The sequence below is a fragment of the Allobosea sp. BH3 genome (genome assembly GCF_025499465.1).
Lineage (GTDB): Bacteria > Pseudomonadota > Alphaproteobacteria > Rhizobiales > Beijerinckiaceae > Allobosea.
The window spans coordinates 633,159-659,387 of the sequence record NZ_JAIMCA010000004.1; the positions used below are offsets into that span (position 1 = coordinate 633,159).

At 66.3% G+C, this 26,229-nt stretch carries 26 protein-coding genes and 1 tRNA gene; 12 read left to right on the forward strand and 15 right to left on the reverse strand.

The features are described 5' to 3' along the window. The first annotated feature begins 172 nt into the window (after positions 1 to 172). Both fliI and BoBH3_RS15935 read left to right on the forward strand, forming a co-directional pair. On the forward strand, positions 173 to 1,519 hold the full coding sequence (fliI, locus tag BoBH3_RS15930) for a flagellar protein export ATPase FliI (RefSeq protein ID WP_262331790.1): 1,347 nt from the start codon (positions 173 to 175) through the stop codon (positions 1,517 to 1,519). Continuing rightward, positions 1,519 to 1,872, forward strand: a complete 354-nt coding sequence (locus BoBH3_RS15935; RefSeq protein ID WP_262331791.1) for a DUF1304 domain-containing protein — start codon at positions 1,519 to 1,521, stop codon at positions 1,870 to 1,872. Before fliI ends, BoBH3_RS15935 begins: the two co-directional genes overlap by 1 nt. Positions 1,873 to 1,877: 5 nt before the next feature. Here the strand turns inward: BoBH3_RS15935 and BoBH3_RS15940 are convergent, their stop codons facing one another. Further along, a complete protein-coding gene (locus BoBH3_RS15940; protein WP_262331792.1) occupies positions 1,878 to 3,083 on the reverse strand; it encodes an MFS transporter in 1,206 nt (401 codons plus the stop codon). Positions 3,084 to 3,312: 229 nt separating this feature from the next. On the opposite strand from BoBH3_RS15940, the gene fliJ reads away from it, so the two are divergent. Further along, positions 3,313 to 3,717: a flagellar export protein FliJ gene (fliJ, locus tag BoBH3_RS15945; RefSeq protein WP_262331793.1), complete on the forward strand. Its 405-nt coding sequence runs from the start codon at positions 3,313 to 3,315 to the stop codon at positions 3,715 to 3,717. A gap of 60 nt (positions 3,718 to 3,777) precedes the next feature. On the opposite strand, the gene BoBH3_RS15950 is transcribed toward fliJ, so the two are convergent. Continuing rightward, positions 3,778 to 4,392: a GNAT family N-acetyltransferase gene (locus BoBH3_RS15950; protein ID WP_262331794.1), complete on the reverse strand. Its 615-nt coding sequence runs from the start codon at positions 4,390 to 4,392 to the stop codon at positions 3,778 to 3,780. Positions 4,393 to 4,984: 592 nt separating this feature from the next. On the opposite strand from BoBH3_RS15950, the gene copM reads away from it, so the two are divergent. Then, positions 4,985 to 5,359, forward strand: a complete 375-nt coding sequence (gene copM / locus BoBH3_RS15955) for a CopM family metallochaperone (protein ID WP_262331795.1) — start codon at positions 4,985 to 4,987, stop codon at positions 5,357 to 5,359. 248 nt (positions 5,360 to 5,607) lie between these two features. After that, positions 5,608 to 6,645, forward strand: a complete 1,038-nt coding sequence (locus BoBH3_RS15960; protein WP_262331796.1) for a lysylphosphatidylglycerol synthase transmembrane domain-containing protein — start codon at positions 5,608 to 5,610, stop codon at positions 6,643 to 6,645. A gap of 6 nt (positions 6,646 to 6,651) precedes the next feature. Here BoBH3_RS15960 and BoBH3_RS15965 read toward each other — a convergent pair whose 3' ends face one another. Next, complete coding sequence (locus BoBH3_RS15965; protein ID WP_262331797.1) at positions 6,652 to 7,536, reverse strand: DMT family transporter; 885 nt, start codon at positions 7,534 to 7,536, stop codon at positions 6,652 to 6,654. Positions 7,537 to 7,614: 78 nt separating this feature from the next. Further along, positions 7,615 to 9,741 carry a flagellar biosynthesis protein FlhA gene (gene flhA / locus BoBH3_RS15970; protein WP_262331798.1) on the reverse strand — a complete coding sequence of 709 codons (2,127 nt, stop codon included), beginning with the start codon at positions 9,739 to 9,741 and terminating at the stop codon, positions 7,615 to 7,617. A 197-nt stretch (positions 9,742 to 9,938) separates the two neighbouring features. On the opposite strand from flhA, the gene BoBH3_RS15975 reads away from it, so the two are divergent. Both BoBH3_RS15975 and BoBH3_RS15980 read left to right on the forward strand, forming a co-directional pair. After that, on the forward strand, positions 9,939 to 11,381 hold the full coding sequence (locus tag BoBH3_RS15975; RefSeq protein WP_262331799.1) for an MFS transporter: 1,443 nt from the start codon (positions 9,939 to 9,941) through the stop codon (positions 11,379 to 11,381). Positions 11,382 to 11,516: 135 nt separating this feature from the next. Then, complete coding sequence (locus BoBH3_RS15980; protein WP_262331800.1) at positions 11,517 to 11,849, forward strand: hypothetical protein; 333 nt, start codon at positions 11,517 to 11,519, stop codon at positions 11,847 to 11,849. A gap of 15 nt (positions 11,850 to 11,864) precedes the next feature. Here the strand turns inward: BoBH3_RS15980 and flbD are convergent, their stop codons facing one another. The 8 genes from flbD to BoBH3_RS16020 form a co-directional block, all read right to left on the reverse strand. Further along, the gene (flbD, locus tag BoBH3_RS15985; RefSeq protein WP_262331801.1) at positions 11,865 to 13,232 is read right to left on the reverse strand and encodes a sigma-54-dependent transcriptional regulator FlbD; all 1,368 of its coding nucleotides are present in this window, start codon (positions 13,230 to 13,232) and stop codon (positions 11,865 to 11,867) included. A gap of 44 nt (positions 13,233 to 13,276) precedes the next feature. Next, positions 13,277 to 13,627, reverse strand: a complete 351-nt coding sequence (gene fliN / locus BoBH3_RS15990) for a flagellar motor switch protein FliN (protein WP_262331802.1) — start codon at positions 13,625 to 13,627, stop codon at positions 13,277 to 13,279. An 11-nt stretch (positions 13,628 to 13,638) separates the two neighbouring features. Beyond that, positions 13,639 to 14,217: a FliH/SctL family protein gene (locus BoBH3_RS15995; RefSeq protein WP_262331803.1), complete on the reverse strand. Its 579-nt coding sequence runs from the start codon at positions 14,215 to 14,217 to the stop codon at positions 13,639 to 13,641. 67 nt (positions 14,218 to 14,284) lie between these two features. Continuing rightward, complete coding sequence (gene fliG / locus BoBH3_RS16000) at positions 14,285 to 15,274, reverse strand: flagellar motor switch protein FliG (protein ID WP_410050616.1); 990 nt, start codon at positions 15,272 to 15,274, stop codon at positions 14,285 to 14,287. A 104-nt stretch (positions 15,275 to 15,378) separates the two neighbouring features. Further along, entirely contained in the window at positions 15,379 to 17,061 is a 1,683-nt protein-coding gene (fliF, locus tag BoBH3_RS16005; protein ID WP_262331805.1) for a flagellar basal-body MS-ring/collar protein FliF, read from the reverse strand. A 200-nt stretch (positions 17,062 to 17,261) separates the two neighbouring features. After that, positions 17,262 to 17,537 carry a CtrA inhibitor SciP gene (gene sciP / locus BoBH3_RS16010; RefSeq protein WP_038359348.1) on the reverse strand — a complete coding sequence of 92 codons (276 nt, stop codon included), beginning with the start codon at positions 17,535 to 17,537 and terminating at the stop codon, positions 17,262 to 17,264. Between the two features lie 106 nt (positions 17,538 to 17,643). Beyond that, positions 17,644 to 18,312, reverse strand: coding sequence for a flagellar hook assembly protein FlgD (locus BoBH3_RS16015; protein WP_262331806.1), 669 nt, complete (start codon positions 18,310 to 18,312; stop codon positions 17,644 to 17,646). A gap of 15 nt (positions 18,313 to 18,327) precedes the next feature. Beyond that, on the reverse strand, positions 18,328 to 19,683 hold the full coding sequence (locus BoBH3_RS16020) for a flagellar hook-length control protein FliK (RefSeq protein WP_262331807.1): 1,356 nt from the start codon (positions 19,681 to 19,683) through the stop codon (positions 18,328 to 18,330). 235 nt (positions 19,684 to 19,918) lie between these two features. Here BoBH3_RS16020 and mnmA point away from each other — a divergent pair, with 235 nt between their 5' ends. From mnmA to BoBH3_RS16040, 4 genes are all read left to right on the forward strand, one after another. Then, positions 19,919 to 21,103, forward strand: a complete 1,185-nt coding sequence (mnmA, locus tag BoBH3_RS16025) for a tRNA 2-thiouridine(34) synthase MnmA (RefSeq protein ID WP_262331808.1) — start codon at positions 19,919 to 19,921, stop codon at positions 21,101 to 21,103. 23 nt (positions 21,104 to 21,126) lie between these two features. Further along, positions 21,127 to 21,762: a class I SAM-dependent methyltransferase gene (locus BoBH3_RS16030; protein WP_262331809.1), complete on the forward strand. Its 636-nt coding sequence runs from the start codon at positions 21,127 to 21,129 to the stop codon at positions 21,760 to 21,762. Positions 21,763 to 21,850: 88 nt separating this feature from the next. Then, a tRNA-Met gene (locus BoBH3_RS16035) sits at positions 21,851 to 21,927 on the forward strand. Between the two features lie 168 nt (positions 21,928 to 22,095). Beyond that, positions 22,096 to 22,371 (forward strand): hypothetical protein, encoded by a 276-nt coding sequence (locus tag BoBH3_RS16040; RefSeq protein ID WP_262331810.1) that lies wholly within the window; start codon positions 22,096 to 22,098, stop codon positions 22,369 to 22,371. Positions 22,372 to 22,605: 234 nt separating this feature from the next. Here the strand turns inward: BoBH3_RS16040 and BoBH3_RS16045 are convergent, their stop codons facing one another. Together BoBH3_RS16045 and BoBH3_RS16050 are read right to left on the reverse strand one after the other, a co-directional pair. After that, on the reverse strand, positions 22,606 to 22,872 hold the full coding sequence (locus tag BoBH3_RS16045) for a DUF6894 family protein (RefSeq protein ID WP_262331811.1): 267 nt from the start codon (positions 22,870 to 22,872) through the stop codon (positions 22,606 to 22,608). A 135-nt stretch (positions 22,873 to 23,007) separates the two neighbouring features. Further along, the gene (locus BoBH3_RS16050; RefSeq protein ID WP_262331812.1) at positions 23,008 to 23,733 is read right to left on the reverse strand and encodes a Crp/Fnr family transcriptional regulator; all 726 of its coding nucleotides are present in this window, start codon (positions 23,731 to 23,733) and stop codon (positions 23,008 to 23,010) included. A 193-nt stretch (positions 23,734 to 23,926) separates the two neighbouring features. Between BoBH3_RS16050 and BoBH3_RS16055 the strand changes: the two genes are divergently transcribed. Further along, on the forward strand, positions 23,927 to 24,265 hold the full coding sequence (locus BoBH3_RS16055) for a response regulator (RefSeq protein WP_262331813.1): 339 nt from the start codon (positions 23,927 to 23,929) through the stop codon (positions 24,263 to 24,265). A gap of 72 nt (positions 24,266 to 24,337) precedes the next feature. Here BoBH3_RS16055 and BoBH3_RS16060 read toward each other — a convergent pair whose 3' ends face one another. Further along, positions 24,338 to 26,200, reverse strand: a complete 1,863-nt coding sequence (locus tag BoBH3_RS16060; RefSeq protein ID WP_262331814.1) for an ABC transporter ATP-binding protein — start codon at positions 26,198 to 26,200, stop codon at positions 24,338 to 24,340. Positions 26,201 to 26,229 lie beyond the last annotated feature (29 nt).

The following is a 26,229-nucleotide window of genomic DNA, read 5'->3' on the forward strand; positions in this document are numbered from 1 at the left end:
AACTTTCTTCCGCGAAAGCGCCCTTTCGCGGAGAGTGCTTCGCGAATCGGAGCGAAAACGCCCCGCGACACGCTGCAGCCTCGATCCTTAGTGTTAACCACACACCTTAATGAATGGTAAAAGGACGTGATTCGTTAGGAACTGTTACCAACCTTTTGCAGCATCGGCCTGCATGACCCACACCACCCACGGCCAGGATCGCCTCTCCGCTCTCGCCTCCGCGATCGGCGGGCTCGACAGCTTGAGCATTTACGGGCGCGTCATCGGCGTGCGCGGCCTGCTCGTCGAGGTGGCGGGCCCCATCGGCGCGATGAGCCTCGGCGGGCGCGTCGGCATCGAGATCGCACCCGGCACCCGCGTGCCTTGTGAGGTCGTCGGCTTTTCCGGCGAGAAGGCTCTGGTCATGCCCTTCGGCGGGCTCGACGGCGTGCGCCGCGGCTGCCCTGTCCATGTCGACCGGGCACAGCCCGGCCTGCGCCCCACCTCGGCCTGGCTCGGCCGGGTCGTCGATGCGCTCGGAAGGCCGGTCGACGGCGGCCCGCCTTTGCCGCAAGGCGACACGCTCTACGCCTTCCGCAACGACCCGCCGCCCGCCCATGCCCGCCGCCGCGTCGGCGCCCCGCTCGACCTCGGCGTGCGGTCGCTCAACGCTTTCCTGACCTGCTGCATCGGCCAGCGCATGGGCATTTTCGCCGGCTCGGGCGTCGGCAAATCGGTCCTGCTCTCGATGCTCGCCCGCTATGCGAGGGCCGACGTCAACATCATCGGCCTCGTCGGAGAACGCGGCCGCGAGGTGCAGGAGTTCCTGCAGGAAGATTTGGGGCCGGAGGGTCTCGCCCGCTCCATCGTCGTCGTCGCTACCTCCGACGAGCCCGCCCTGATGCGCAAGCAGGCGGCGCTGACCTCGCTGACGCTCGCCGAATATTTCCGCGACCAGAACCTCCAGGTCATGTGCCTGATGGATTCGGTGACGCGCTTCGCCATGGCGATGCGTGAGATCGGCCTGGCCGCCGGCGAGCCCCCGACCACCAAGGGCTATACGCCCACGGTCTTCGCCGAATTGCCCCGCCTGCTCGAGCGCGCGGGGCCGGGTATCGGCGAGGGCGCGATCACCGGCCTCTTCACCGTGCTGGTCGATGGCGGCGACCATGACGAGCCTGTGGCCGACGCGGTACGCGGCATTCTCGACGGCCATATCGTCATGGAACGCTCCATCGCTGAGCGCGGGCGCTATCCGGCGATCAACATCCTCAAATCGGTCTCGCGCACCATGCCGCGCTCCTGCGATCCGGCCTATTACCCGGTCGTGCAGAAGGCCCGCGCCACGCTCGCAACCTATGCCGACATGGAGGAGTTGATCCGCCTCGGCGCCTATCGCCAGGGTGCCTCCGTCGAGGTGGATGAGGCCATCCGCCTGCATCCCGCCCTGGAGGGTTTCCTCAAGCAGGCCAAGGACGACGCCACGCCCTTGCCGGAATGCTACCAGCGCCTCGCCGAGATCATGGACGGGACCGCCTGATGGTCGCAGCATTTCTGACCGGCTTCGTCGCCCTGATCCATGTCTATATCGTCATTCTGGAAATGGTCTGGTGGGACACTCCGCGCGGCCACAAGGCCTTCGGACTTACGCCGGAGTTCGCAGCGGGTTCAAAGGTGCTCGCCGCCAACCAGGGGCTCTATAACGGCTTCCTCGTCGCGGGCCTCGCCTGGGGGCTCTGGCTCGGAGCGGAAGGCTTCGGGATCAAGCTGTTTTTCCTGACCTGCGTTCTCGTCGCCGGCCTCTTCGGCGCGATGACCGCCAGCCGCAAGATCCTATACATCCAGGCCCTGCCGGCCGCGCTGGCCATCGCCACGTTGCTGGCCCGGATCTGATCGCCTCAGCGGCGGGCCACCATCCGCACCAGCGCAAGCATCGCGGCGAAGCCGACGGCTTGGATGGCCGCCGAGATCATCAGCGTCGCGTTGGCCCCGAGCCGCTCAACCATCACCGCAAAGAGCAGCGGCGCGGCGGCGAAGGTCATGTTCTGCGGCACGGCGAGCTTGCCGAGCATCGTCGCGAAGCCGTTGCGCCCGAACAGGGCGAGCGGCAGAGTCGCCCGCGCGATCGAGATCACGCCTAGCGCTCCGCTGAACAGCGTGATGAACACTGCGGCAGCGATGACCGTCATCCCCACGAAGGGAAGCGCCAGGCACAGGACCGGCCCCAGCAACAGGCCGAACAGCGCCACTTTCTCGGCCGGCAGCCGCTCCCCCAGCGTCGCATCGATCGCGCGCGCGGCAAGCGTGGCCGGCCCGCTCAGGGTCGCGACCCAGACGGCCTCGGCCTGTGTCAGCCCCGCCTCCTGGAACAGGCTGATCAGATGCAGCGGCAGCCCCCAGGAGACGAGCCCGCTGGCGGAAAAGGCGAGCGCCACCAGCCAGAACGCCGTTCGGCGAGCCTCCGGCGCGACGCGCCCATGCTCGCCGACTGAAGCGACTTCAGGCTTGGTCGCCGGCGCAGGAACCGGCTGATAGCGCGGGATCGCGGCATATATCGGCAGCACGATCACGATCTGCATCGCCGCGAAGATGATGAGCGTCATTCGCCAGCCGAAAGCGTTCATCAACGTCGCGGTCAGAGGCCAGAATACGCTGGAGGCAAGCCCCGTGATCAGCATCATCAGGCCGATCACCCGCCGCGTCCGGTCGCCCATCAACTGGGAGATGGTGACGTTGCCGGTATTGGCGAGCGACATCGCATGGCCAAGCCCGATCACGAACCAGCTCGCGAGATAGCTCACCGGTCCCTGTGCCAGCGACAGCACACCGAGCCCGAGCGCGCAGACGATCGCGCCCACGCACATCGAGCGGCGCGTGCCCTCGCGGTCGAGCACGCGTCCGACCGCAGGCGCGACCAGCGCTCCGGTGATCAGCAGGATGGTGATGCCGCCGAAGACGACCTCGGCATTGAGGCCGATCTCGCGATCGAGCGCACCGACGAGCACCGAGGGCGAATAGAAGGTCGAGCCCCAGCCGATGATGCGCGTGAGGCCGAGGCCGACAAGCAGCGGGGCATGCCCGCCGAAGCGATGGGAAGCAATCAAGGCAGGAATCCGCGGGGAACGGCGCCAGACGGGCACCGCCGCAGTCACTAGATCATCGCGACAGGCCGCGGCAGGAGCGGCGGCGCGACCTGACCATGCAGAAAAAGCAGCCCGTTTCGGTAAGGAAAGGTCAACCTCCTTGAGTCATCTTGGTGCCGTCTCGCGGAAAAGAGTTCGGACGCGGCCGAGGGGTCGGCTGCGGCCAATGCGTAGTCAGGAGTTTAACGACATGAAGTCGCGAGAGACCCTTCTGAGGTTGAAGCGCTTCCAGGTCGACGAAAAGCGTCGCCGGGTGAGCCAGATCGAGATGATGATCGCCGATTTCCATCGGATGGCGAGCGATCTCGACCGTGAGATCCAATCCGAGGAAGCCCGCGCCGGCATCGCCGATCCCGCGCATTTCGCCTACCCGACCTACGCCAAGGCGGCTCTCGGCCGGCGCGACAACCTGCGCCAGTCGGCAGACAACCTGAAGGGCCAGCTCGACGAGGCCAAGGCCGAGCTTCAGGAAGCCTTCGAGGACATGAAGAAGGTCGAGATCCTCGAGGATCGCGAGCGCGCCTCCGAGCGTGCCGCCGAAGCCGCACGCGATCAGGCCACCATGGACGCGATCGGCCTGCGCTCCCGCGCCTGAAGCCGACCGTCGATCATTCCGGGGAGCCGGGCGGACTGCCGCCGGCTCCCTTTTTCGTTTCTACCTGATGACCGGATGATGCGGCACGCTGTCGGCGGGCATCTGCCCTTTGACCCGTGGGTCGTCGTCGATCTCGATGCCGCGCATGAAGACGGCAAAGCCCGAGCGCTGGTAAAAGGCGAGCGCGGCCGGATGGTCGAGCGTGCAGGTATGCACCCACAGGCGTGAGATCGGCTTGGCCCAGGCCAGCGCCAGCGCCCGGTTCATCAGCCAGCGCCCCGCCCCCTTCCCGACGACCGGCTCGTCCAGCCCGAAAAAGGCGATCTCGCCCTCCCCTGCCACGCGGAAGTCGAGTTCAAGCAGCCCGACGTCGCGGCCCTCGAAATGCACCGCATAAAGGTCGACGGCCGGGTCGGAGAGGATCGCCTGAAGCTCATCGCGCGGCTTGACCAGCCGACTGAACCACATCCAGCGCTCACCCAGCAGGCGATAGATGGCGAGATAGCGCTCGACATCCCCGCCATCGATCGGATCGAGCGAAAACGCTTCCATGCCCTCCGGGTCCGGACGCTCCGGCGGCCGGGCGAACATCTCGAGCGAGGTGACGACCGCGGCGATCTTGCCGGGCGGCAGGTCGGTCGTGCCGGTGAGAGTGACGGTGAGGCTGTTCGACATGGGCCGCTTGCTACGCGGCGTCCGGCGAAAGTGCAACGCCGCCGCGATCATGACATGATCCGGTCCGAAGGATCGCCTCGCAATGACTCTCGCCCGGCCCGACAGCGCAGCGAACTCGACACGGCAGCGCCATGGCGGGCGGAAACTCGGCTTGGTCTTCGCCCTGCTTGTGATGTGCCTGGCTGTCTTGCCGCATGTCACGCTGGCCGCTTCGATGATGATGAGCCCCGCGAGGCCGGGCCAAGCCAATGCAGCCGCGCATGCAACCGTCACGGACACGTCCGGAGCCGCCACCACGCCCTGCCATGAAGACGCAGGTGCTGCCACCACCCATCAGGCACCCGCGCCATGCTGCGTCGTCGGCTGCGGCCTGATCGCGGAGGCGCCGGAGGCGCCGCTTCTGCCCGCCGCCTTGTCCTGGTCGCGAGCCCGCCTGCCGTCGGCCAGCCCGGTCCGAGGCCTGTCCCCGGAACCCGCCGAGCACCCGCCTCGATCCGGGCTCCGGACGACCTGAGAGCGAACCAATAATGCGAGGGGTCATGACGCCGCCGCGCGGCGCGATCCCCGATTCCACCGATCAAGGACAAGACAGATGAACCGTATCGCCCTTTCACTGGCCGCCCTGCTGGCGGCCGGCATGCCGAACCTCTCTCTGGCTCAGCAGCACCAGCATCATGGGGCGCCCGCAGCAGCTGCTCCGGCCACCGCTGAGAGCGCCGCCACCAAGGCCTTCAAGGACGCGAATGCCAGGATGCACAAGGACATGGACATCGCCTATTCAGGCGACGCCGATGCCGATTTCGTCCGCGGCATGATCCCGCATCACCAGGGCGCGATCGACATGGCCAAGGTCGCCCTCGCCCACGGCAAGGACCCTGAGATCCGGAAGCTCGCCGAAAGCGTCATCCGAGACCAGGAGAAGGAGGTCACGATGATGCACGACTGGCTGAAGAAGAACGGCAAGTAGCCCGTGCTGACGGGCGTGGGCAGGCGCCTTCGGGCGCTTGCTCTCGTCCCTTCCCACTGGCAGAGAGATTGGACAGGTTCGCGCCTTAGATCATCGCGCGTCCTATCGGACGCGGTCACGATGACCTAACTCATTGCTATGGCATCGGACCGAAAGTGGAACCCACCTTTCGGTCCGATGCCATAGCTGTGACGACGTGGGCCGCCTACCACGCATTCCCACCCTCGGTTTCCAGCCCAGCGGCCTGCATGAAACGCTATCTCGACTACCTTTGGCCGATCATCGGGCTCATCGCCGTCGTCTGGTCCGTCGAACTGCTCTGGGACAAGCTCAAGGCCGAGGCCGGGACCGACGACGCGATCCAGGCGCTGCTGGAAAACGCCGGTCTCTGGGAGAGCATCAAGATCATCGCCCACCGGATCGGGCACAAGATCGCGGTCATTCCGCACGAGGCCTTCTTCCATGCCGCGCTCGCGACGCTCGTCGCCTATGCCGCGCTCGCCTGGTACGACCGGATCGCCCTGATCCATCTCGGCAAGGAGAAGGGCATCTCCTGGTTCTACATCTCGCTCTGCTCCTTCGTGACCTATGCGCTCTCGCATAATATCGGCGCCTCGGTCTTCTCGGGCGGCATGGTGCGCTACCGGGCCTATACAGCGAAGGGCCTGAATGCGGCTGATGTCGCCGTGCTGGTGGCGCTCTGCTCCTTCACCTTCGCCTTCGGCACGATCCTGCTCATGGGCATCGTGCTGGTCTACGAGCCCGAGATCCTGCGACCTTTGACGCGGATGTCGAAATGGTTCGCCATCGGCGACGGCACGGCGCGGTTGATCGGCGTCGGCATGCTCGCCTTCGTCGCGCTCTACACGATCGGCTCCTGGCTCAAGCTCAAGCCGCTCAGGATCGGCAAGTTCGAGCTCATCTACCCACGGCTGCGCATCGTCGCCCGGCAATATCTGGCTGCGCCGCTGGAACTCGCGGGCGCTGCGGGCATCATCTATTTCGCCCTGCCGGAGCAGGGAAATCCGGGCTTCATGATCGTCCTCGGCGCCTTTCTGCTCTCCTTCTCGGCCGGGCTTCTCAGCCAGGTGCCGGGCGGCGTCGGCGTGATGGAAGCGGTCTTCCTCGCGGTGATGCCGGGCATGCAGGCGCCTGCCGTCTTCGCCGCGCTGCTGATCTGGCGGCTGTTCTACCTGATCCTGCCGCTGGTGATCTCGCTGCCGATCGTGCTCGCCTTCGAGCGTGCCCAGCTCAAGCGCAGCACGCGCATCGCGCCACCACCCTAGAAGCTGTCAGCGGCGCAGCGCGATCGCCGCGGCGGCGAACATCAGCACGGCTCCAACCGCCTCGCTCGGGCCGAACGGCTCGCCCAGCAGCAGGACGCCGGCAATGACGGCAATGACCGGGCTGACGAAGGCATAGAGCCCCGCCCCGAACGCGCCCCAGTCCCGCAGCAGCCTGATGTAGATGGTGAAGCCGACGAGCGAGCCGGCGACCACCAGGAAGGCTACGGCGGGCGCGACCGGCCAGCGCAGCAGGGTCGCGAGTTCGCGAGCCCCGACCGGTTCGAGCGCCAGCGTCGCTGCAACGAGACCGAGCGCACCGATCGCGGTCTGCCAGCTTGCCAGCGTCAGCGTCGGCATCGTCCCCGCGATCCGCCGGCTCAGCACGGCGCCCACGCAGTAGCAGAGCGTGCCGAAGGCGACCGCGGCTAGGCCCCAGGCCTCGAGGACATCTCCCGACGCGCTTCCACCGCCGACGAGACGCTGCGCGAAAAGGAAGCCGAGCCCGACAATTCCCAGCGCGATGGCCAGCACCCGCCGGGCGGTGATCGCCTGGCCTTCGAGCATCCGGCTGGCGAGCAGCGTCCAGACCGGGATCGTCGCCATGTTGACGATGGCCGAAAGCCCGGACGGCGCGTGGGCCGCGCCCCAGAACAGGAATGCGTAGTTGGCGGTGTTGACGAGAAGCGAGGTCGCGATCAGCCGCGGCCAGGCGGCACGCGGCACCTTGAGAACGTCGCGCCCGGCCCAGGCGAGCAGGAGCACGCCGGCTATGACGAAACGGGCCGACGCCAGCAGCAGCGGCGACGCGTGCTCCGAGGCGACCCTGACCGGCAGGAACGTCAGGCCCCAGACCAGACACAGGATGGCGAACAGGGCGGCGTTGCGGCTCATGCGCGCCGTCATAAGCAAAGGCCCGCGGCGCCACCATTGCGCCGCGGGCATCGACGACCCGTGGAAAAGCGGCCTGCCTCAGACCGAGCCGACCGTCTTGAGGCGCACGCGCGGATGGATTTCCGCCTGCGACAGCACCGGCGTCTCGCGGCGGAAGCGCTCGATGATCTGGCGCACGAAGGGACGAGCCAGCCCCGAAGCGACCAGCGCCGGCATCTCGCCGATGCGCGCCGCGTCCTCGAACTTCTCGCGGACATGATGCACGAATTCCTGCAGACGCGAGGGCTGCATGGCGAGGTGGCGTTCCTCGCCCTGACCAATGATCGATTCGGCGAAGACGCTCTCCCAGGCGGGCGACAGCGTGATGATCGACAGCACACCCTGCGGATTGGCGAACTGCGCACAGATCTGGCGCGAGAGCCGGGCGCGGACGTGCTCGGCGATGTCGCGCGGGTTGCGTACGGTCGCCGAGACCTCGGCGATGCCTTCGATGATCGTCGGCAGGTCGCGGATCGAGATGCGCTCGGAGAGCAGCAGTTGCAGCACGCGCTGGATGCCGGTGGTCGAGATCTGGCTCGGCACGATCTCCTTGATGAGATCGGCATGGTCCTTCGGCAGCTCGCGCAGCAGCTTCTGCACCTCGCCATGCGAGAGCAGCTCCGGCATGTTCGACTTCAGCACCTCGGTAAGATGCGTCGAGATCACGGTGGCGGCGTCGACCACGGTGTAGCCGCGGATCTGCGCCTCGTCCTGCAGCGCCCCGTCGATCCAGGTCGCGGGCAGGCCGAAGGTCGGCTCCAGAACGTTGTGGCCAGGCAGGTTCACCGCCCCGCCCATCGGGTCCATCGCCATGTACTGGCCGGCATAGACGATGCCCTGGCCGGCATCGATCTCCTTGATCTTGATGAAGTAGTGGTTCGCCTCGAGCTGGACATTGTCGACGATGCGGACTGCCGGCATGACAAAACCGAGTTCCGCCGCGAGCTGCCGGCGCAGCGCCCTGACCTGATCCGTCAGCCGGTCCTGCCCGTCCTGCGCATTGACCAGCGGCAGCAGCGCGTAGCCGATCTCGATCTTGAGCTCGTCCATCTTGAGCAGGTCGTTGAGCGTCTCCTCGCGCGGCGTGCCATCGGCGGCAACCGCTCCCGCTTCGCCGGCCCCGGCCTCGACCTGAGCCGCGCGCTCCTTCGCCGTCTTGCCGAAGCGATAGGCCAGGAAACCTGAGCCCCCCGCCAGCACCAGGAAGGGCATCATCGGAATGCCGGGCAGCAGCGCGATCAGGAGCATCACCCCCGCCGACATGCCGAGCGCCTTCGGATAGCCAGAAAGCTGCTTGCCGAGCGCCTTGTCGGCCGAGCCGCGGACGCCGGACTTGGAGACGAGCAGGCCCGCCGCGGTCGAGACGATCAGCGCCGGAATCTGGCTGACCAGACCGTCACCCACCGTGAGCAGGGTGTAGTTATGCGCCGCCTGGCCGAAGCTCAGGTTCTGCTGCGCCACGCCGATGATGATGCCGCCCAGCACGTTGATGAAGGTGATGAGCAGGCCGGCGATGGCGTCGCCGCGCACGAATTTGGAGGCACCGTCCATCGAGCCGAAGAAGGAGGATTCGTCCTCCAACTCCTTGCGGCGGACCTTGGCGACCTCCTGGTCGATCAGCCCCGCGGAGAGATCGGCGTCGATGGCCATTTGCTTGCCGGGCATGGCGTCGAGGCTGAAGCGCGCCGCGACCTCGGCGATGCGGCCCGAGCCCTTGGTGATGACCACGAAGTTCACGATGATCAGGATGGTGAAGACGATCACCCCGATCACGAAATTGCCGCTCATGACGAAGCCGGCGAAAGCCTCGATGACATGGCCCGCAGCCGCAGTGCCCTCATGCCCATGCGCCAGGATGAGGCGCGTCGAGGCGAGGTTGAGCGCCAGCCGGAACATGGTGACGATCAGCAGCACGGTCGGGAAGGCCGAGAACTCCAGCGGCTCCTCGATGAAGAGCGCGGTCATCAGCACCAGCACCGACAGGATGATCGAGAGCGCCAACAGCAGGTCGAGCAGCAGCGCCGGCATCGGGAAGATGAGCACCACAAGGATGCCCATGACGCCGAAGGCGAGGAAAAGATCAGGCCGGTTGAAGATCTTCGCCAGCGCATCCCGATCGGGAAGGCGGAAACCGCTACTGCCTTGCCCCGCCGTCACATCGGTCATTGACCGCTCCGCCCATCCCTTGGCCCGCCATGCGGGCTCGCGCGCCCCGAAGCGGGGCACGACCCGGCAATTCTTGCCGGGCATATGGTGAACGAATTGCTAAGAAGGCTCGGAGCCACCTGCCCCAATCCTGGGCGGAACCTTCCCGCGGGCAGCCGGTTATCCCACCGCCCCGGCAGCAGGTGGAGGAAACCGGCATGACAGCGCCGGCCGCGGAACAGCGCGGCACGATCGAAACCGACGTGCCCGCGCGGCTGGATCGCCTGCCCTGGTCCCGCTTTCACACGCTCGTCGTCGTCGCGCTCGGCGTCACCTGGATCCTGGACGGGCTCGAGGTCACGCTGGCCGGCTCCGTCTCCGGCGCCCTGAAGGAAAGCCCGGTCCTCAGGCTCACCAATACCGAGATCGGGCTGGCCGGTGCGGCCTATATCGCAGGCGCCGTGCTGGGCGCCGTGCTCTTCGGCTGGCTCACCGACCGGCTCGGCCGCAAGAAGCTCTTCACCATCACGGTGCTGGTGTATCTGGCCGCCACGGCGGCAACCGCCTTCTCCTGGAACGTGGCGAGCTTCATCGCCTTCCGCTTCCTGACCGGAATGGGCATAGGCGGCGAATACACCGCCATCAACTCTACAATCCAAGAACTCATCCCCGCCCGCATGCGCGGCTGGACGGACCTCGTCATCAACGGCTCGTTCTGGATCGGCGCGGCGCTCGGTGCGCTGGGCGCCATCATCCTGCTCGATCCCGCCGTGATCGATCCCGAGAAGGGCTGGCGCCTCGCCTTCTTCATCGGCGCGGCGCTGGGCCTCGTCATCCTCTTCCTCCGGCAATGGATACCGGAGAGCCCGCGATGGCTCATCAGCCATGGCCATACCGAGCGCGCCGCAGCCATCGTCTCCGACATCGAGCGGCGCTGCAGCTCGGTCCCGCGGCCCGGCGAGACGCTCCAACTGACCCGCCTGCGCCCACGCACCGCCATTCCGCTCGGCGAGGTCTTCGAGGCGCTCTTCGTCATCCATCGCGAGCGCGCGCTGGTGGGGCTCGCTCTGATGCTGGCGCAGGCCTTCTTCTACAACGCGATCTTCTTCACCTACGCCCTGATCCTGACCGACTTCTACGGCGTGCCCTCGCAACAGGTCGGCTGGTTCATCCTGCCCTTCGCCGCAGGCAATTTCCTCGGCCCGCTCCTGATCGGCCGGCTTTTCGATACGCTGGGCCGGCGCGTCATGATCGCGACGACCTATGCGCTGTCCGGCCTGCTGCTGGCCGGAACGGGCTATCTCTTCCAGCAGGACCTGCTCACCGCCACGCAGCTCACCCTGTGCTGGAGCGTCGTCTTCTTCTTCGCCTCGGCAGCGGCGAGTTCCGCCTATCTCACGGTCTCCGAGACCTTCCCTGTCGAGATGCGCGCGCTCGCCATTGCGCTCTTCTATGCCATCGGCACGGGCGCAGGCGGCATTGCCGGCCCCTGGCTCTTCGGCATCCTGATCGACACCGGCTCCCGCACCAGCGTCTTCGGCGGCTATCTGCTCGGTGCGGCCCTGATGCTGGCCGCCGCTTTCATCGCGGCTCGCTACGCCGTCCGCGCCGAGCGCAAGCCGCTCGAAGCCGTCGCCCGGCCGCTCAACGCCGTCGACTGATGGTGGGCCACCCGCAGTCGCCGATTGCCGAACGCAGCTGGACGGAACAAGCCATCCTCTAAATGCATTATTTCCCGCCTGCATTCCGCGCTTAAGAATGCATGGGAGATGCAGTCAGACAGCCTGGAGGTCATAGTGGACAGACGTTCATTCCTGATGGCGCTGGTCGGTGGCGTTACGGCAGCCGGCTTCGGCGGCATTGCCGTAACGGAAGCCGCACAGCCGAAGCTCGTGCCGGTGCCGCGCCCGGATCGCGCGCCCGACAAGGGTGAAGAGCACAAGAGCGACGAGGCCGTCTCGGCCGAGACGAAGGAAGCGCTCGACAAGACCGACGCCGAATTCAGCCAGTACTACTATTACCGGCGCCCACGCTATTATGCTCGTCCGCGCTACTATGCCCGTCCGCGCTATTATTATCGCCCGCGCTACTATGCACGACCGCGCTACTATCGCCGCCGCTATTGGTGAGAGCGAACCTCCGGGTCAGGCCGCGTTGATGCGCGTCTGACCCGGCTCCGCCACGGTAATTCCCGCAGAGGTATATTCGCTGAGCTTGTTGCGCAGCGTGCGGATCGAGATCCCCAGAATCTTGGCCGCATGGGTGCGGTTGCCGAGGCAATGGTCGAGCGTGTCGAGGATCAGCTCCCGTTCGACATCGGCCACCGTATGCCCCACCAGCGAACGCGTCATCGCCTCCGCCGTCTGTGCCGCGCGTGCGGCGGTATCGCGCGCAGGAGCGGCGGCCGAGAGCAACTCGCCCTCCGGCGTCAGCACCGCTTCGCCCCCGATTTCCACGCCTGTCGCCAGCAGCACCGCCCGGTGCATCGTGTTCTCGAGTTCGCGTACGTTGCCGCGCCAGGCATTGGCGGTGAGCAGTCTGCGGGCCTCGGCGGCGATCGGGCGCTGCGGCAGCCCGTTCAGATCGGCATATTTCTTCGAAAAATGCTCGGCCAGCGCCAGGATGTCGCCGGGCCGCTCGCGCAGCGCCGGCAGGCGCAGATGCACAACGTTCAGCCGGTAGAGCAGATCCTCGCGGAAGGAGCCTTCGCGCACCGCATCGCCCAGGTTGCGGTTGGAGGTCGCGATGATGCGGATGTCGACCTTCACCGGCTGCGTGCCACCGACGCGGTCGATCATCCGCTCCTGCAGCGCGCGCAGCAGCTTGGCCTGCAGGCGCACATCCATCTCCGAAATCTCGTCCAGCAGCAGCGTGCCGCCATTCGCTTCCTCGAATTTGCCGATGCGGCGGGCAATGGCGCCGGTGAAGGCGCCCTTCTCATGGCCGAAGAGTTCGGATTCCAGCAGGTTGTCGGGAATGGCGGCGCAGTTCACCGCGACGAAGGCCTTGTCCTTGCGGCCCGACTTCTGGTGCAGGTGACGGGCGATCACCTCCTTGCCGGTGCCGCTCTCGCCGGTGACCAGAACAGGGGCTTCCGAGCGCGCGATCTGAGAGGCGAGCTGCACGACCCGCTCCATCGCCGGATCGCGCCAGATCAGGCTCGACTGGTCCGCTGCGACGGCCTCGAGCACTGCGGCGATCAGGTCCGGATCGGGCGGCAGCGGCACGTATTCGCGCGCGCCGGCCTGGATGGCGGCAACGGCGGCGCGGGTGTCGGTCGAGGTTCCGCAGGCCACGATCGGTGTGCGGATACGCTCGGCCTCCAGCGCGGCGACGTAAGCTGCGATCGGCTGCACCACGTCGATCATCAGCAGATCGGCGCCCTTCGAGCGCAGCACGGCGAGCGTCTGTTCGAGCCCGTCGGTATGCGTCACCGCCGCCCCATGCGACATCGCGATCTTGGCCGCGGCGATGATCTGTCCCTGGAGACCGCCGGCGATGATGAGACGCATGGCTCAGCCCCTTCTTTCTGTAGTCGTATAGTCGCGGCCCGACGTCACCGGTCGGCCTTGATGATTTCGGTCATGGTCACGCCCAGCCGGTCCTCGACGACGACGACCTCGCCGCGCGCCACCAGCCGCTCGTTGACGAAGATGTCGATCGCCTCGCCGACACGCCGGTCGAGCTCCAGCACCGTGCCAGGCACGATCTGCAGCATATCGCCCACCGCCATCTTCGAAGAGCCGAGCACCGCTGAAACCGTGACCGGCACGTCGAAGACCTGCTCCAGATCCTCTGCCGTCTTGACCGGGACCGGGCCCGAGCGGTCGGGCTTGGCGTTGTCCCGATCGAAGGACAGGTCGGCCTGGTTCAGCGGCGGCAGGTTGAGGTCGTTCTCCTGGCTCATGGCTCAAACCTTCATGATTCTGTGAGGCTGCGGCCGAACACACGCAGCACCGCATGCTCGACCAGCGCCGCAATCTGCTGGCTGTCGAGGACGAAACCGCCCTCCGCCCATTCGATACGTCCGTCGCCGGGCGCGATCTCCGGCTCTCCCAGCACGATCAGCCTGCCGGCAAAACCCTGCTCGGCGGCGAGCCGGCGGGCCAGCTCCTCGGCCATCTCGACCGCCGCCTCGTTGACGCGCAGCACGAGATGGGGCGCCTGCCGAGCGTGGCCGAGGCATTCGCGGATGGCTCCGGCGAGAGCGGCCTGCGGCTTCTCCGCGAGCGCGGCACCGGCGAGTGCCCTCGCCAGCGTGATGGCGAGATGCCCCGCCTGTTCCTCGATCATGGCGGAACGAGCCGCCTGTTCCACGAAGAGCCGCTCCGCCGACTGGGCGAGCTGGCCGGCAAGCGCGCCGAGCTGCGCCTCAATCTCCTGCCTGGCCTGGTCCTGACCGGAGCGAAAGCCCTCAGCGAGGGCCTCGACGCGGGCCTCCTCACGGGCGGCGGCCTTCTGCGCAGCGAGCTCGGCCCGGGCTGCGGCCTGCTCCATTTCGCCGCTCCGGCGTCCACCCTCACCGAAGTCCGTCCCAAAGGTGAATTTCGTGGCGGTGGCCATCTCAGTACACCAGCTCGTCTTCGGAATTGCCCTTGGACAGGACGATCTCGCCCCTCTCCGCGAGGTCCTTCGTGAGCTGCGCGAGTCGGCTCTGGGCCTCGTCTACCTCCTTGAGGCGCAGGGGGCCGAGCCCCTCCATGTCGTCCTGCATGATCTTGGCCGCGCGTTGGGACATGGCGCCGAAGAAGAAGTTGCGCATCGTCTCGCTCGCGCCCTTGAGCGCACGCGTCAGCGTGTCCTTGTCGACCTGCCGCATCAGCGTCTGCAGCCCGGCGGGGTCGAGCTGGATCAGGTCCTCGAAGGTGAACATCAGGGCGCGGATGCGCTCGGCCGATTCCGCATTGGAGGCGTCCAGCGCCGACAGGAAGCGCAGCTCGGTCTGGCGATCGAAGCCGTTGAAGATGTCGGCCATCATTTCGTGAGGGTCGCGCCGGCGGGTCTGGGTGAGCGTCGAGACGAATTCGGTGCGCAGCGTGTTCTCGATGTGGTCGAGCGTTTCCTTCTGCACAGATTCGAGCCTCAGCATGCGGCCCACCACTTCGACGGACAGCTCGTTCGGCAGGTTGCGCAGCACGTTGGCGGCATGGTCCGCCCGGATCTTGGAGAGGATCACGGCGATGGTCTGGGGGTATTCGTTCTTGAGGAAGTTCGCGAGCACTGCGGCATCGATGTTGCCGAGCTTCTGCCACATGTTGCGGCCGGCCGGGCCCCTGATTTCCTCCATCAGCAGCGCGACCTGGTCGCTCGGCAGGATCTTCTCCAGCAGCGAGATCGTGCGGTCGAGTGAGCCGGTGACGGCGCCGGCAGCCGAGAGCGAGCCGACGAAATCGACCATCAGCTTCTCGACATCATCGGAATCGACCGTGCCGAGCTCGGCCATGGCGCGGGTGACGATTCGGATCTCGTCGTCGTCGAGTTCCTTCCAGAGCTGCCGGCCGTGCTCGTCGCCCAGCACGAGCAGGATGACAGCCGCGCGCTGCGGGCCGGTCATTTCGGCAACGTTGGTCACCGTGCCGAAACTGTTCGGTGTGACGTCCGATTGCCCGGTGCCGCGCGTCGCGAGGGCTCTGTTTTCCGCCATGGCTCAGATACCCGTCACGCTGCTGACTTCTCGTGGATCCAGCTACGCAGCACGGCGAGCGAGTCCGCCGGGTTCTGCGACACCATCTGGCCGATCTTCTCCACGGACTGCGCCTTGAGCTGGCCCTTGATCTGCGCGAGCGCGAGCATCCGGTCCGAGGCGGGTGGCTCGATCTGGATCACCTCTCCATCGGGGCCGATCGCCACCGGCATTCCCGTGCCGGCCGGGTCCCCCGTCGGATTGCCATCGGCATCGACTGCATCGCGCATGAAGGACGGGAGGCCGCGCACGTCGGCGCTGTTGTCGGTCGCCAGCACCTGCTTCAGCAGCGGCCGGACCACCGTCATCAGCACGATCAGCGTCAGCAGCGAGATCACGCCGAGCTCCACGAAGCGGACGATGTCCTCCTTGCTGAAGGAGAGCATCTTCTGCATCAGAGTCTGCTCGACGAGGTCGTTCGGCGGCGGCGGCGCGTCGGCGAAGCGCAAATTGACCACCTCGACCTTGTCGCCGCGCTGCTGGTCGAAGCCGACAGCGGTACGCACCAGCTCGCCGATCCGCTCCAGCTCCTCGTTGTTGCGCGGCTGGTAGGCCATTTCGCCGGAGGGGCTGCGGTTGTAGACGCCGTCGACGAGCACGGCGACCGAGAGTTTCTTGATCCGCCCGCCTTCCAGCACCTCGGTGCGGGTGGTGCGCGAAATCTCGTAGTTGGCCACTTCCTCGTTCTTCGCGGAATTCTCGCGCTGGTTCTGGTTCGTGCCCTGCGTCTGCTGGGCGCCGGGCAGTTCGTTACCGACCGTGACCGTGCCGTTGTTGTCGGTGGTCGTCGAGCTCTCGTTGCGGTTCTGGCTGGAGCGCAGGACGCGGCTCTCCGGGTCGAAATTCTCGGAGCGGCTCTCGACCCGGTTGGTGTCGAGATCGGCCGTGACCTGCACCCGCGCCCGGCCATAGCCGACGACGCTGGCGACGATCTCCTCGACCTGCGACTTGAGGCGCTTCTGGATCGTGGTCTGGCGCTCCTCGATGCCGAGCCCGATCAGGCCCTGCTCGCTCTGGGCGCCGTCCGCCAGGAGCCGGCCGCGCTCGTCCACGATCGAGACGCGCTCGGGCTTCAGCCCGTCGACCGCCGACGCCACGAGATGGCGCACGGCCCGCACCTGCGCAGCGTCGAGATCGCCCGCGAGCTTGAGTGCGATCGAGGCGCGAGGCGGCTCGCGGTCGCGCTCGAACAGGCGCCGTTCCGGGATGACGAGATGGACGCGCGCCTGCTGCACCCGGCCGATCGAGCGGATCGTCCGGGCGAGCTCGCCTTCCAGCGCCCGCAGATGGTTGATGTTCTGGACGAAGCTCGTCGAGGAGAAGGCATCGCCCTTGTCGAAGATCTCGTAGCCGACGCCGCCGCCGCTCGGGATGCCCTTGCCGGCGAGGTCGAGCCGCAGGCGCGGCACGTCTTCCTTCGCCACCAGCACCGTCTGCCCGTCATTGCGCAGCTCGTAGCGGACGCCGCGCGTGTCCAGGTCCTTGACGATGGCGTTGACGTCCTGGGTCGAAAGGTCGGTGAAGAGCACGCTCATCGTCGGCTGCGACATCCGCAGCATGACGAAGCCGAAGAAGCCGACAAGCACCAGCGTCACCGCCAGCATGGCCGCCAGCCGCGCCGCACCGAATTTGGCAAACTGCTCGATCAGGGCGTTCACGCCGTCATCCGTCCCACAGAATCGAAGGGAGGGCGCGCTTGCCCCGACCCACTAGGCAAGTTTTTCCCAGTGCATGGTTAGCAGTCGGTTAATTTTTGTCTGCGGCCCCAAACTTTGCCTGTATGAGCGCGGCAAAAATGCAAAAGGCGCCGGCCCTGTTGGGGCCGACGCCTTTGAAAGAAATCGGAAAATCGCGCCGCTTACTGGCGGTAATGCTGGATCCGGGTCGTCCGCAGGCCGGCGAGGCCATGCTGGTCGATCGACATCTGCCAGCTCAGGAATTCATCGACGGTCAGCGTATAGCGCTGGCAGGCTTCCTCGAGGCTCAGTAGCCCACCGCGCACTGCGGCCACCACCTCTGCCTTGCGCCGGATGACCCAGCGCCTCGTATTCATCGGCGGGAGGTCCGCGATCGTCAGCGGACTTCCGTCCGGTCCGATCACGTACTTGACCCGCGGTCGCAATGGCTCGGTCATGATGCTACTCACACAACTCAACAGCGCTACTGTGAGCCAGCATAGGCAATCGTCTTTAAGAATTGCCTAAAGCGCCGGGGCGGTGGTGCATCACTGATTCGCTCCCTCAACCGTTCTTCCGCACGACGCTCTTGACCTTGTCGATCGGCACGCCGATGTCGCCGATCTTGAGCGACGGGATGGAGCCGGTGAAGTCGACGCCATCGACGACGCCGCTGATCTGCGTCTTGGCGGTGATCGATTCGCCGGCGACGTTTTTCGCGTCGATCGTGATCGTGTACTGGCCGTCCGCCGCCTTGCTGCCGGTCGAGGTCGTGCCATCCCAGCTATAGGTCTGGTCGCCGGCGGTCATGGTCTTCGTCCCCGAATAGACGATGCTGCCGTTCGAATCCTTGATGGTGATGGTGGCGCTGCCGGCCTGAGGCATGTTGACCTGCCAGTCGGCCTTGCTGTTCACCATCTGGGCCGTCGCACCATCGGCCGTGATCGTCGCGCCGATGAAGCCGACCGCGTTCGTCGCCGTGCCGGCCGCGTTGAGGCTCAGTAGCGAGGCCAACGTCTCGTTGGTCTTGAGCTGCTGCTCGACGCCGGCGAACTGGACGAGCTGGGCGGTGAACTGGTTGGTGTCCATCGGATCGAGCGGCGACTGGTTCTTGAGCTGCGTCGTCAGCAGCGTCAGGAACTGGTCGAAATTGTTGGCGATGCCGGTCGTACCGCCGGTCACCGTTGTGGTGTTCGACGTGCCGGAGACGCCGCCTGTCCCGGTAAGGGCCATGGAGATTCTCCTCGCTCAGATGCTGAGATCAACGCCGCCGAGCCGGACGAGGCGGCGCTGCGGAACGGGATCAATCGAAAGGGAAGCGTCGTCGCCTGCATCAGCGCCATGCTGCTGCCGCGAGCGCTGCGGCGCCTCGTCGTGCTGCCGGTTCTGGCGGAAGGCCGACTGGTCGGACGGATCGCGCAAGGTGATGTCGACGCCGCCGTCGGAGGGCTTCAGCCCCGCCTGCTCGAAGGCGCGCTCCAGCGTCCGTGCGTCGCGCTGGAGGAGATGCAGGGTCTCGACCCGGTCCACCACCAACCTGGCGCTGACCTCGCCGCTGTCGGAAATGGAGAGATTGACGTCGACGCGTCCGAGTTCGGCCGGATCGAGCCGGATGTCGAACTGCTTCGCGCCCGACATGGCCCGGAGACCGATCTCGATGGGAACGAGATGCACCGGTGTCGGTGCGCCGGTGGCGGTAGTCCCCTGCCCCGCGGCGGCGGCTGCGCCCGACATCAAGCTGTTCGGATCGAGCTGCTGCACAAGCTTGCCGGCCTCCGCCTTGGCGACCGGCTGCTGCAGCAACATCTCGAACGGTTTCGGATCTGCCGGAGAAGATGAGGTTGCATGCGCTGCATGCTTGGGGGCATCGCCAACAGGTTCGGCCTGGGCTTTCCCGTCGGCCTTATCCGCACCCTCGAGTGCGAGCGCCGTCTTGGCTGCCTGCGCCGTCCCGTCGCCGGCGACCTGCTGCAGGGCCTCTCCATCGGCGTCCGCGGTCATGCCGGCGCCATCGAGAACTGGGCCGGATTGGACCGGCAGCGGAACCACCGGCACGGCGACGGGCTGTGGCGTGGCGGCGGCAGCCTCCTTCGCCTTGCCTTCGCCCGCTTCGCCTTCGGCAGCGGTCTCGCCGACGCCGGCTTCGGCATCCGTCTCTGCCCCCGCCTCGCCGGAGGCGGCCTCGAGTTGGGCTGCCGCCATCGCGAGCAGGAAATCAATGCCCGTCAGCGGCGCGGCCTGCTCGACCTTGTCCGTCTCGTCGGCGTTCTCGACCTCTTCGGACGTCGCGGCAGCATCGTTCTGCGCGGGCGCCTTGGGGGCGGTGGAAGCCTTGGGCTCGTCCGGCTTGGCGGCAGGCTCGTCCTTCGCCGCTACGTCGTTCTTCTTCGGCGGAGGAGCTTCCTCCGCGCGCTTGTCATCCGCAGCGGATGATCTGGCTGCCGGACGCTCCTTCTCGGCCGGCGCGGCGTCGCGGTTGCTCCTCGTCGGCTCCGGCAGCGCGAAGGTCGCACCCGTCTCCCGCCGCCCCGCTTTATCGGAGCGGGCACGGGAGACGGCAGCCTCTGGAGCAGCCGGATTATTGAACAAGGCCTGGACAGACATGAACTGCTTTCGCAACAGGGCAACCGAACGCCTGTGGCGTCGAGCAAGTTGCGAGCCAGAGCTCTCTTGTTCCAAATCAATGACTTAGCGAAGCGGATCGCCATATTGGCGGCAAGAATCGCCTTCGATACCGCGCGGGGCCGGCAGGAATTGCCGATCCTGCTGGCCGCAGCGGGCCAAAGCCGGTATAGAGCGCGAAAAGCCGCCTAAGCGCCGCCGGATCCCATTGCAGCCGATGAGCACACCCCGCAACTCCCTCGATATCGCCAAGCCGCCCGCGGCGACGCGCGTCGTCGCGGCGATGTCTGGCGGCGTCGATTCCTCGGTGGTGGCCGCCTTGCTCAAGCGCGAGGGCTACGACGTCATCGGCGTGACGCTACAACTGTACGACCATGGCGCCGCGGTGCACCGCGCCGGCGCCTGCTGCGCGGGGCAGGATATCCACGACGCGCGCCGCGTCGCCGAGGCGATCGGCATCCCGCACTACGTGCTCGACTATGAGAGCCGTTTCCGCGACGCCGTGATCGAGCGCTTCGCCGAGAGCTATCTCGCGGGCGAAACGCCGATCCCCTGTGTCGAGTGCAACCGCACGGTGAAGTTCCGTGACCTGCTCGATCTGGCGAAGGAGCTCGGCGCCGATGCGCTGGCCACAGGCCACTATGTCGTCAGCCGCGATCTCGGCAACGGCCATCGCGGCCTGTTCCGCGCCGCCGATGCCAACCGCGACCAGAGCTATTTCCTCTATGCCACGACGCAGGAGCAGCTCGACCTGCTGCGCTTCCCGCTCGGCCATATCGACAAGGCCCGCACCCGCGCGCTGGCCGCCGAGCTGGGTCTCGCCATCGCCGACAAGCCGGACAGCCAGGACATCTGCTTCGTGCCGAACGGCCGCTATGCTGACGTTATCGAAAGACTGAAGCCCGGCGCCTCCCGCCCCGGCGAGATCGTCCATCTCGACGGCCGCGTGCTCGGCCGGCATGACGGCGTGCTCCACTACACCGTCGGCCAGCGCAAGGGCCTCGGCATCAGCGCGGCCGAGCCGCTCTACGTGCTGCGGCTCGATGCCGATGGCGCCCGCGTCATCGTCGGCCCGCGCGAGGCGCTGAGCACCCGCGAGATCCGCCTGCGCGACGTGAACTGGCTGGCTGAGACGGCGCTCGAGGATCTGCCGCCCGAGGGGCTCGACGTTGCGGTGCGCGTGCGTTCGACGCGCGCCCCGCGCGAGGCCCGCCTCTTCCGCGACGAGGAGGGGCTGCGCATCGAGCTCGCCATCGACGAGGAGGGCGTCTCGCCCGGCCAGGCCTGCGTGATCTATACTGACGCCGGGCCGGGTTCCCGCGTGCTTGGCGGCGGCACCATCCTGCGCCGCCCCCTCGCCCTGCCGGCGGCCGCACCGCCCGCCGCCCTCGCCCTCTCCTGACAGCCCCCCTCGCGGAACCTTCCATGCCGGCGACCGACGATCTCGACACCCAGAAGCGCGCCTATGCGACCTGGGCGAAGTTCTACGATCGGATCTATCAGCGCCTGCTGGCCCGGCCTCAGCGCGAGGCGGTGGACGCGGCCTGCGCCTGCGGGCCGGACATTCTCGAGATCGGGGTCGGCACCGGCCTTACCCTGCCCTATTTCACGCCGGATTCGCGGGTCTTCGGCGCCGACCTCTCCTTCGACATGCTCAAGGTGGCGCATCGCAAGGTGGCGGAGCAGAAGCTCGCCCATGTCCGTGGGCTCATGGTGATGGACGCCTGCCGGCTCGGCTTCGGCCCCGAGCGATTCGACGCCGTGACGGCGCAGTTCGTCATCACGCTGGTGCCCGACCCCGAGCAGGCGCTGGCCGAGATGGACCGGGTGCTGAAGCCGGGCGGCGAGATCATCATCTCCAGCCGCCTGATCGACGACGGCGGCCTGCTCGCGCCGTTCTGGACCGGGCTCGCCCCGCTGATGCGGCGGATCGGCTGGAGCACGGACTTCAAGGTCAGCCGCCTGACGGGCTGGGGCGCGGCGACGGGCCGCTATGAGACGGTCCATGTCGGGCGCGGTTATTTCAAGGTGGTGCGCCTCCGCAAGCTCGCCTCCGCCTAAGCTTGATCCACAAGGCTTGACGAGCCCGCATCACGACGCCTATATCGCGCCTCGACGACGAGCCGGCCAAGCCGGCTCGCCTGTCCGTGGCGGGGTAGCTCAGCTGGTTAGAGCAGCGGAATCATAATCCGCGTGTCGGGGGTTCAAGTCCCTCTCCCGCTACCAAATTCTCCTAAGCTATTGTAATCGCTTAGGATTTTGCGAATTTCACAATACCCAAGGCGCTACCACTACGCGCGACGGAAATCGGAATGCCCAGTGCGTCCGCTTTCGACCCATTGCGGAACCAATCTCAGAACGTATGCTTGCGCGAAACCCTACCAGACGATGGCGATGCGTATTATTCTGACAATGTTTTGGATTATCGCGTTCCAGCTCATTCTGGTGAGCGGACTTGCGCTGGCGTCGGGGCGCGGTGATTTTTTTCTGCGGCAGTCTACCTGGCTGCATTTGGCCCTGGTGTGGCTGCTATCTGCAATCGCCACCGCAATACTGGGCCGTCTCACTAAAGCAAAAGTACGTTTTCTGCTGATAATCTTAGTAGCGGCTGCTTTCTCTCCATTTTCCTACATTTTTGGAGCGTGCTTTTCAGTCGGATGCCCAGAATAAGTTGGGATGGTTCACATATTCGGCGCACACGGTTGCCTCACCGTGATGGCCGCTTCCGACCCATAGCAGTCATTCAAGCCGCTAGGCCCACATGCGCTGCGCTCGCAAATTGATGCGGAACACGATTTGTTCTGCTCGGGGGGGTAGACTGAGACGATCTCCCGCTACCACTTTCCTTCGCAGGTATCATACCCTTTGAAGAGCTCCCGGCCGCTGGCGAGCTTGGACGGTCCGTTAGCGCTCGCTGTCCCGTTCTTCCGAACCCGGCTCCAGCCACTTCCCCTCCAGGGTGATCTTGGCCTGATACAGCTCCCCGCCCGTCGCGTTTCGAACGTTCACGCTGAAGATCCGGTGGTCGCCGTCGGGCAACACGTCGCGGACCATATCGGCGAGGGCATCGAGCGCCGCCGAGCGCGCCGCCCTGTCGCTTGCGAGTTCTAGGCCGCTGTCGTCTTCGACGTCACGTGCACCATCAGAACTGTCGATGAAATACCTCGGCATGTCGCATGAATGCGCCACGGGGCAGGGAGTTCCGCCAGAGCATCGGAGCGATAGGTGCAATCCGCCTTTCGGGAAGATCCGAGCTTCGACAACAAGCGAGATCGCTTCTTCGCGTCCGACGGGGCGCGCGCTGATCTAGCGCGGCTCCTGGATCAGATTCAGGTATGTCGGATCGAAATCGGCGAGCTTCGCCAGCCGCTTATAGTCCAGCATGCGCACCCGTCCCCCGTCCCATGTGAAGTAGTTCAGCTGGCGGAGCTCCTTCAGCGTCCTGCTCACATGCACGATGGAGAGGCCCAGCATGTCTGCAAGGTCCGGCTGCGAGATCGGGAAGTCGAATGTATCGCCCTCGACGAGGCCCGCGACCTGAAGGCGCAAATACATCTCGCAAAGCAGATGGCTGATATGCGACAGCGGCGAACGCCGCCCCATGGAGGCGATCCAGGCTCGCTGGATAGCGCCGTCGATCACGGTCGAAAGCCAAAACAGTCGCGTCAGATGTGGCGATTGCTCCGAGATGCGCAGCAGCTCCCCATGCGGCACGAACACCGCTTCGCACTCAGTCAGCGCGACGACGCTGTGATCCATCAGCTTGAGCAAAAAGGCGTGCAGATCGACGAAATCGCCGGGGACATGCATCGCGCTGATCTGCCTGCTGCCATCCGACAGGAAGACTTCGCGGGCTGTAATGCCGCCGGTGACCAGGCAGCTTTCCGTGGGGCGCGAGTGTTCGACCACTAGCTGCGCGCCCTTTGGAAAGCTCCGGCGGCGGTGCGGCAAAGTCTCGATGAGCGCCCTGTCATTGTCGGTCAGTCGGTCGCGACCGGCCAATGCCCTTATGAGGTAGGAGAATCCGGACACTCTGGCTCCTTCGCTTGGCTTCTGGCATCGCGAACATTCAGCTCTGTCGCGATCCGCCTCGGGGCTTCTCCCGACGCGGTGCCATCAATCGTGTTGCCCGGTCATATCATTTGATGGGTCACGAAATAAATTGCCGTGCTTGAAGCATGGAATGCTACGTGCCGATGATAAGCGACCGCCAATGACTGCGTTGGTGGTCGAGGACGACCCATTCATCAATTTGCATCTGGTGGACGCGCTCGAGAGCGCGGGATTGCGGGTCGCGGAGTTCTTTTGCGCCGAAGCTGCGCTGCAGGAACTGCAGCGGCTGGACGCTGTCGGGCTGCTCGTGACCGACGTCAAGTTCCATACCGCTCTCGATGGGCTCGCTCTGGCCTCGAAGGCCCGCGAGCTTCATCCGGACATCGGGCTGATCATTGCGACGGGCAGCGCGGTCGAAGAATTGGGGCCGATGCCGACGGGCGCCGTCTACCTCGGCAAGCCTTTCGGCCAGGCTCAGATACACGCCGCGATTGCGGAAGCGTTGGCGTGATCGGGCGCCCGAAATCTCGGGCAGGCCGGTGAATGAGGCGCAGCATGCTGCAGCAGGCCCGATGGCGGATGCTCAGAGAAATCCGGCAGCCTGCAGATTGAAAAGCTCGGCATAGCGCCCGCCAAGAGTCATCAGCTCGGCATGACTGCCGCTCTCGAGGATCGCGCCGTTCTCCAGCACCAGGATGCAATCGGCCATGCGCACGGTCGAGAACCGGTGCGAGATCAGCAGCGCCGTCGTTCCGGCACCGAGATGGCGGAAGCGCTCGAAGATCTCGGCCTCTGAGCGGGCATCGAGGGCGGCCGTCGGCTCGTCGAGGATCAGGACCTCGGCATCGCGGAAATAGGCGCGGGCGATGGCGATCTTCTGCCATTCGCCGCCGGAGAGATCGAGCCCCTTCGCGAAGGAGAGACCGAGCATCTGATCATAGCCGCCGGGAAGCTCGGCGATCACCGGATCGGCCAGGCTCTTGCGGGCCGCCTCCACGATCGCCGCGCGCTCCCCGATGCGGCCGACGCGGCCGACGCCGATATTGTCCGAGGCGATCAGGTTGTAGCGGACGAAATCCTGGAAGATCGCTCCGATATGCTCGCGCAGCTCCAGCGGCGGGATATCGCGGATGTCGACGCCGTCGACCAGGATGCGGCCTTCGTCCGGCTCATAGAGCCGGGTCAGCAGCTTGACGATGGTCGTCTTGCCGGCGCCGTTCTCGCCGACCAGCGCCAGCGTCTCGCCGGCGGGAAGCGTGAAGCTGAGGCCGCGCAGCGCCCATTCCTCCTTGCCCGGATAGCGGAAGCCGACGTCCTCGAAGACGACGCCGTGCTTGAGCGGCACCGGGAAGGGCTGCGGATCGGCCGGCTCGGGCACAGCGGAGCGCATGTCCAGGAAAGCGTAGAGATCGCCGAGATACTGGAGCTGCGCGACGATCTGGCTGAGACCGACGATCAGCCCTTCGAACAGGCCGTTGAGCCGGGTCAGCGAACCGGCCAGGAAGGTCAGGTCACCGAGGCTGATGTCGCCGCTGAGTGCGCGCCAGGCGATCGCGGCATAGACAGCGTAATAGGCAAGCGAGCCCAGCGCCCCTGAGATACTGCTCCACGCCGCCCGGCGCAGCGCGAGGGCGCGATTGCGGGCGACGATGCGCGCTGCGAGCCCCCGCAGCATACCGGCGATATAGCCCCCGAGCCGGAAGAGCTTCACCTCCTTGGCCGTGTGGGCCGCCGCGCCGACATGCTGCAGGTAGCTCAGGTGCCGACGCTCCGGCACCAGCGCCACGGAGACCTCGTATTGCCGCCTATTGAAGTGCATCTCGACCAGAAGGGTCGGCAGCAGCGCGGCGAGCAGCAGCAGGATCAGCCAGGGCACGAAGAAGACCAGCCCGGCCAGCAGCACGAGCAGCGTCACCGCATTCTGCGCCTGCGTGAGCAGCGTGGTGATGAGTTGATAGCCGATCATCGTCGCGGCATTGGCGCGTTGCAGCTTGTCCTGCGCGACGCTGCCCTCGATATCCGTGAGGTCCAGCTCCGCCGCCCGCTCGACGAGCTGGGCGCCGAGGGCGAAGCCCTGCCGTTCCGAGAGCAGCCCCTCGACTAGCATGCCGAGGCGGTTCAGCGCATTGCCGCCGGCGACCAGCAGGAATTCCACGAAAATCCAGCTCGCCAGCGCCGAGGCCCTGCCGCTCTCGATCCAGTCGTTCAGGGTCGGGCCGGGGGACGGCGTCCGTGTCTGCAGCACGATCTCGTCGATGATCAGCTTGCCGACAAAGAGCACAGCGGGCGTCTGCAGGGCGCGCAGCAGCCGTACGATCGCCACCGTCACGAACAGGGCGGGGCTCGTCCGCCACAGCGACCGCAGCAGCCGTGGAACCTGGTTCCAGCGGGCGAGCTTGCGGCGGGCGGCGGCAGCGGCCTGAGCCGGCGATGGAAAGCGCATCATGGCGACCGAAGAGATGTGAGTTTGGGGTG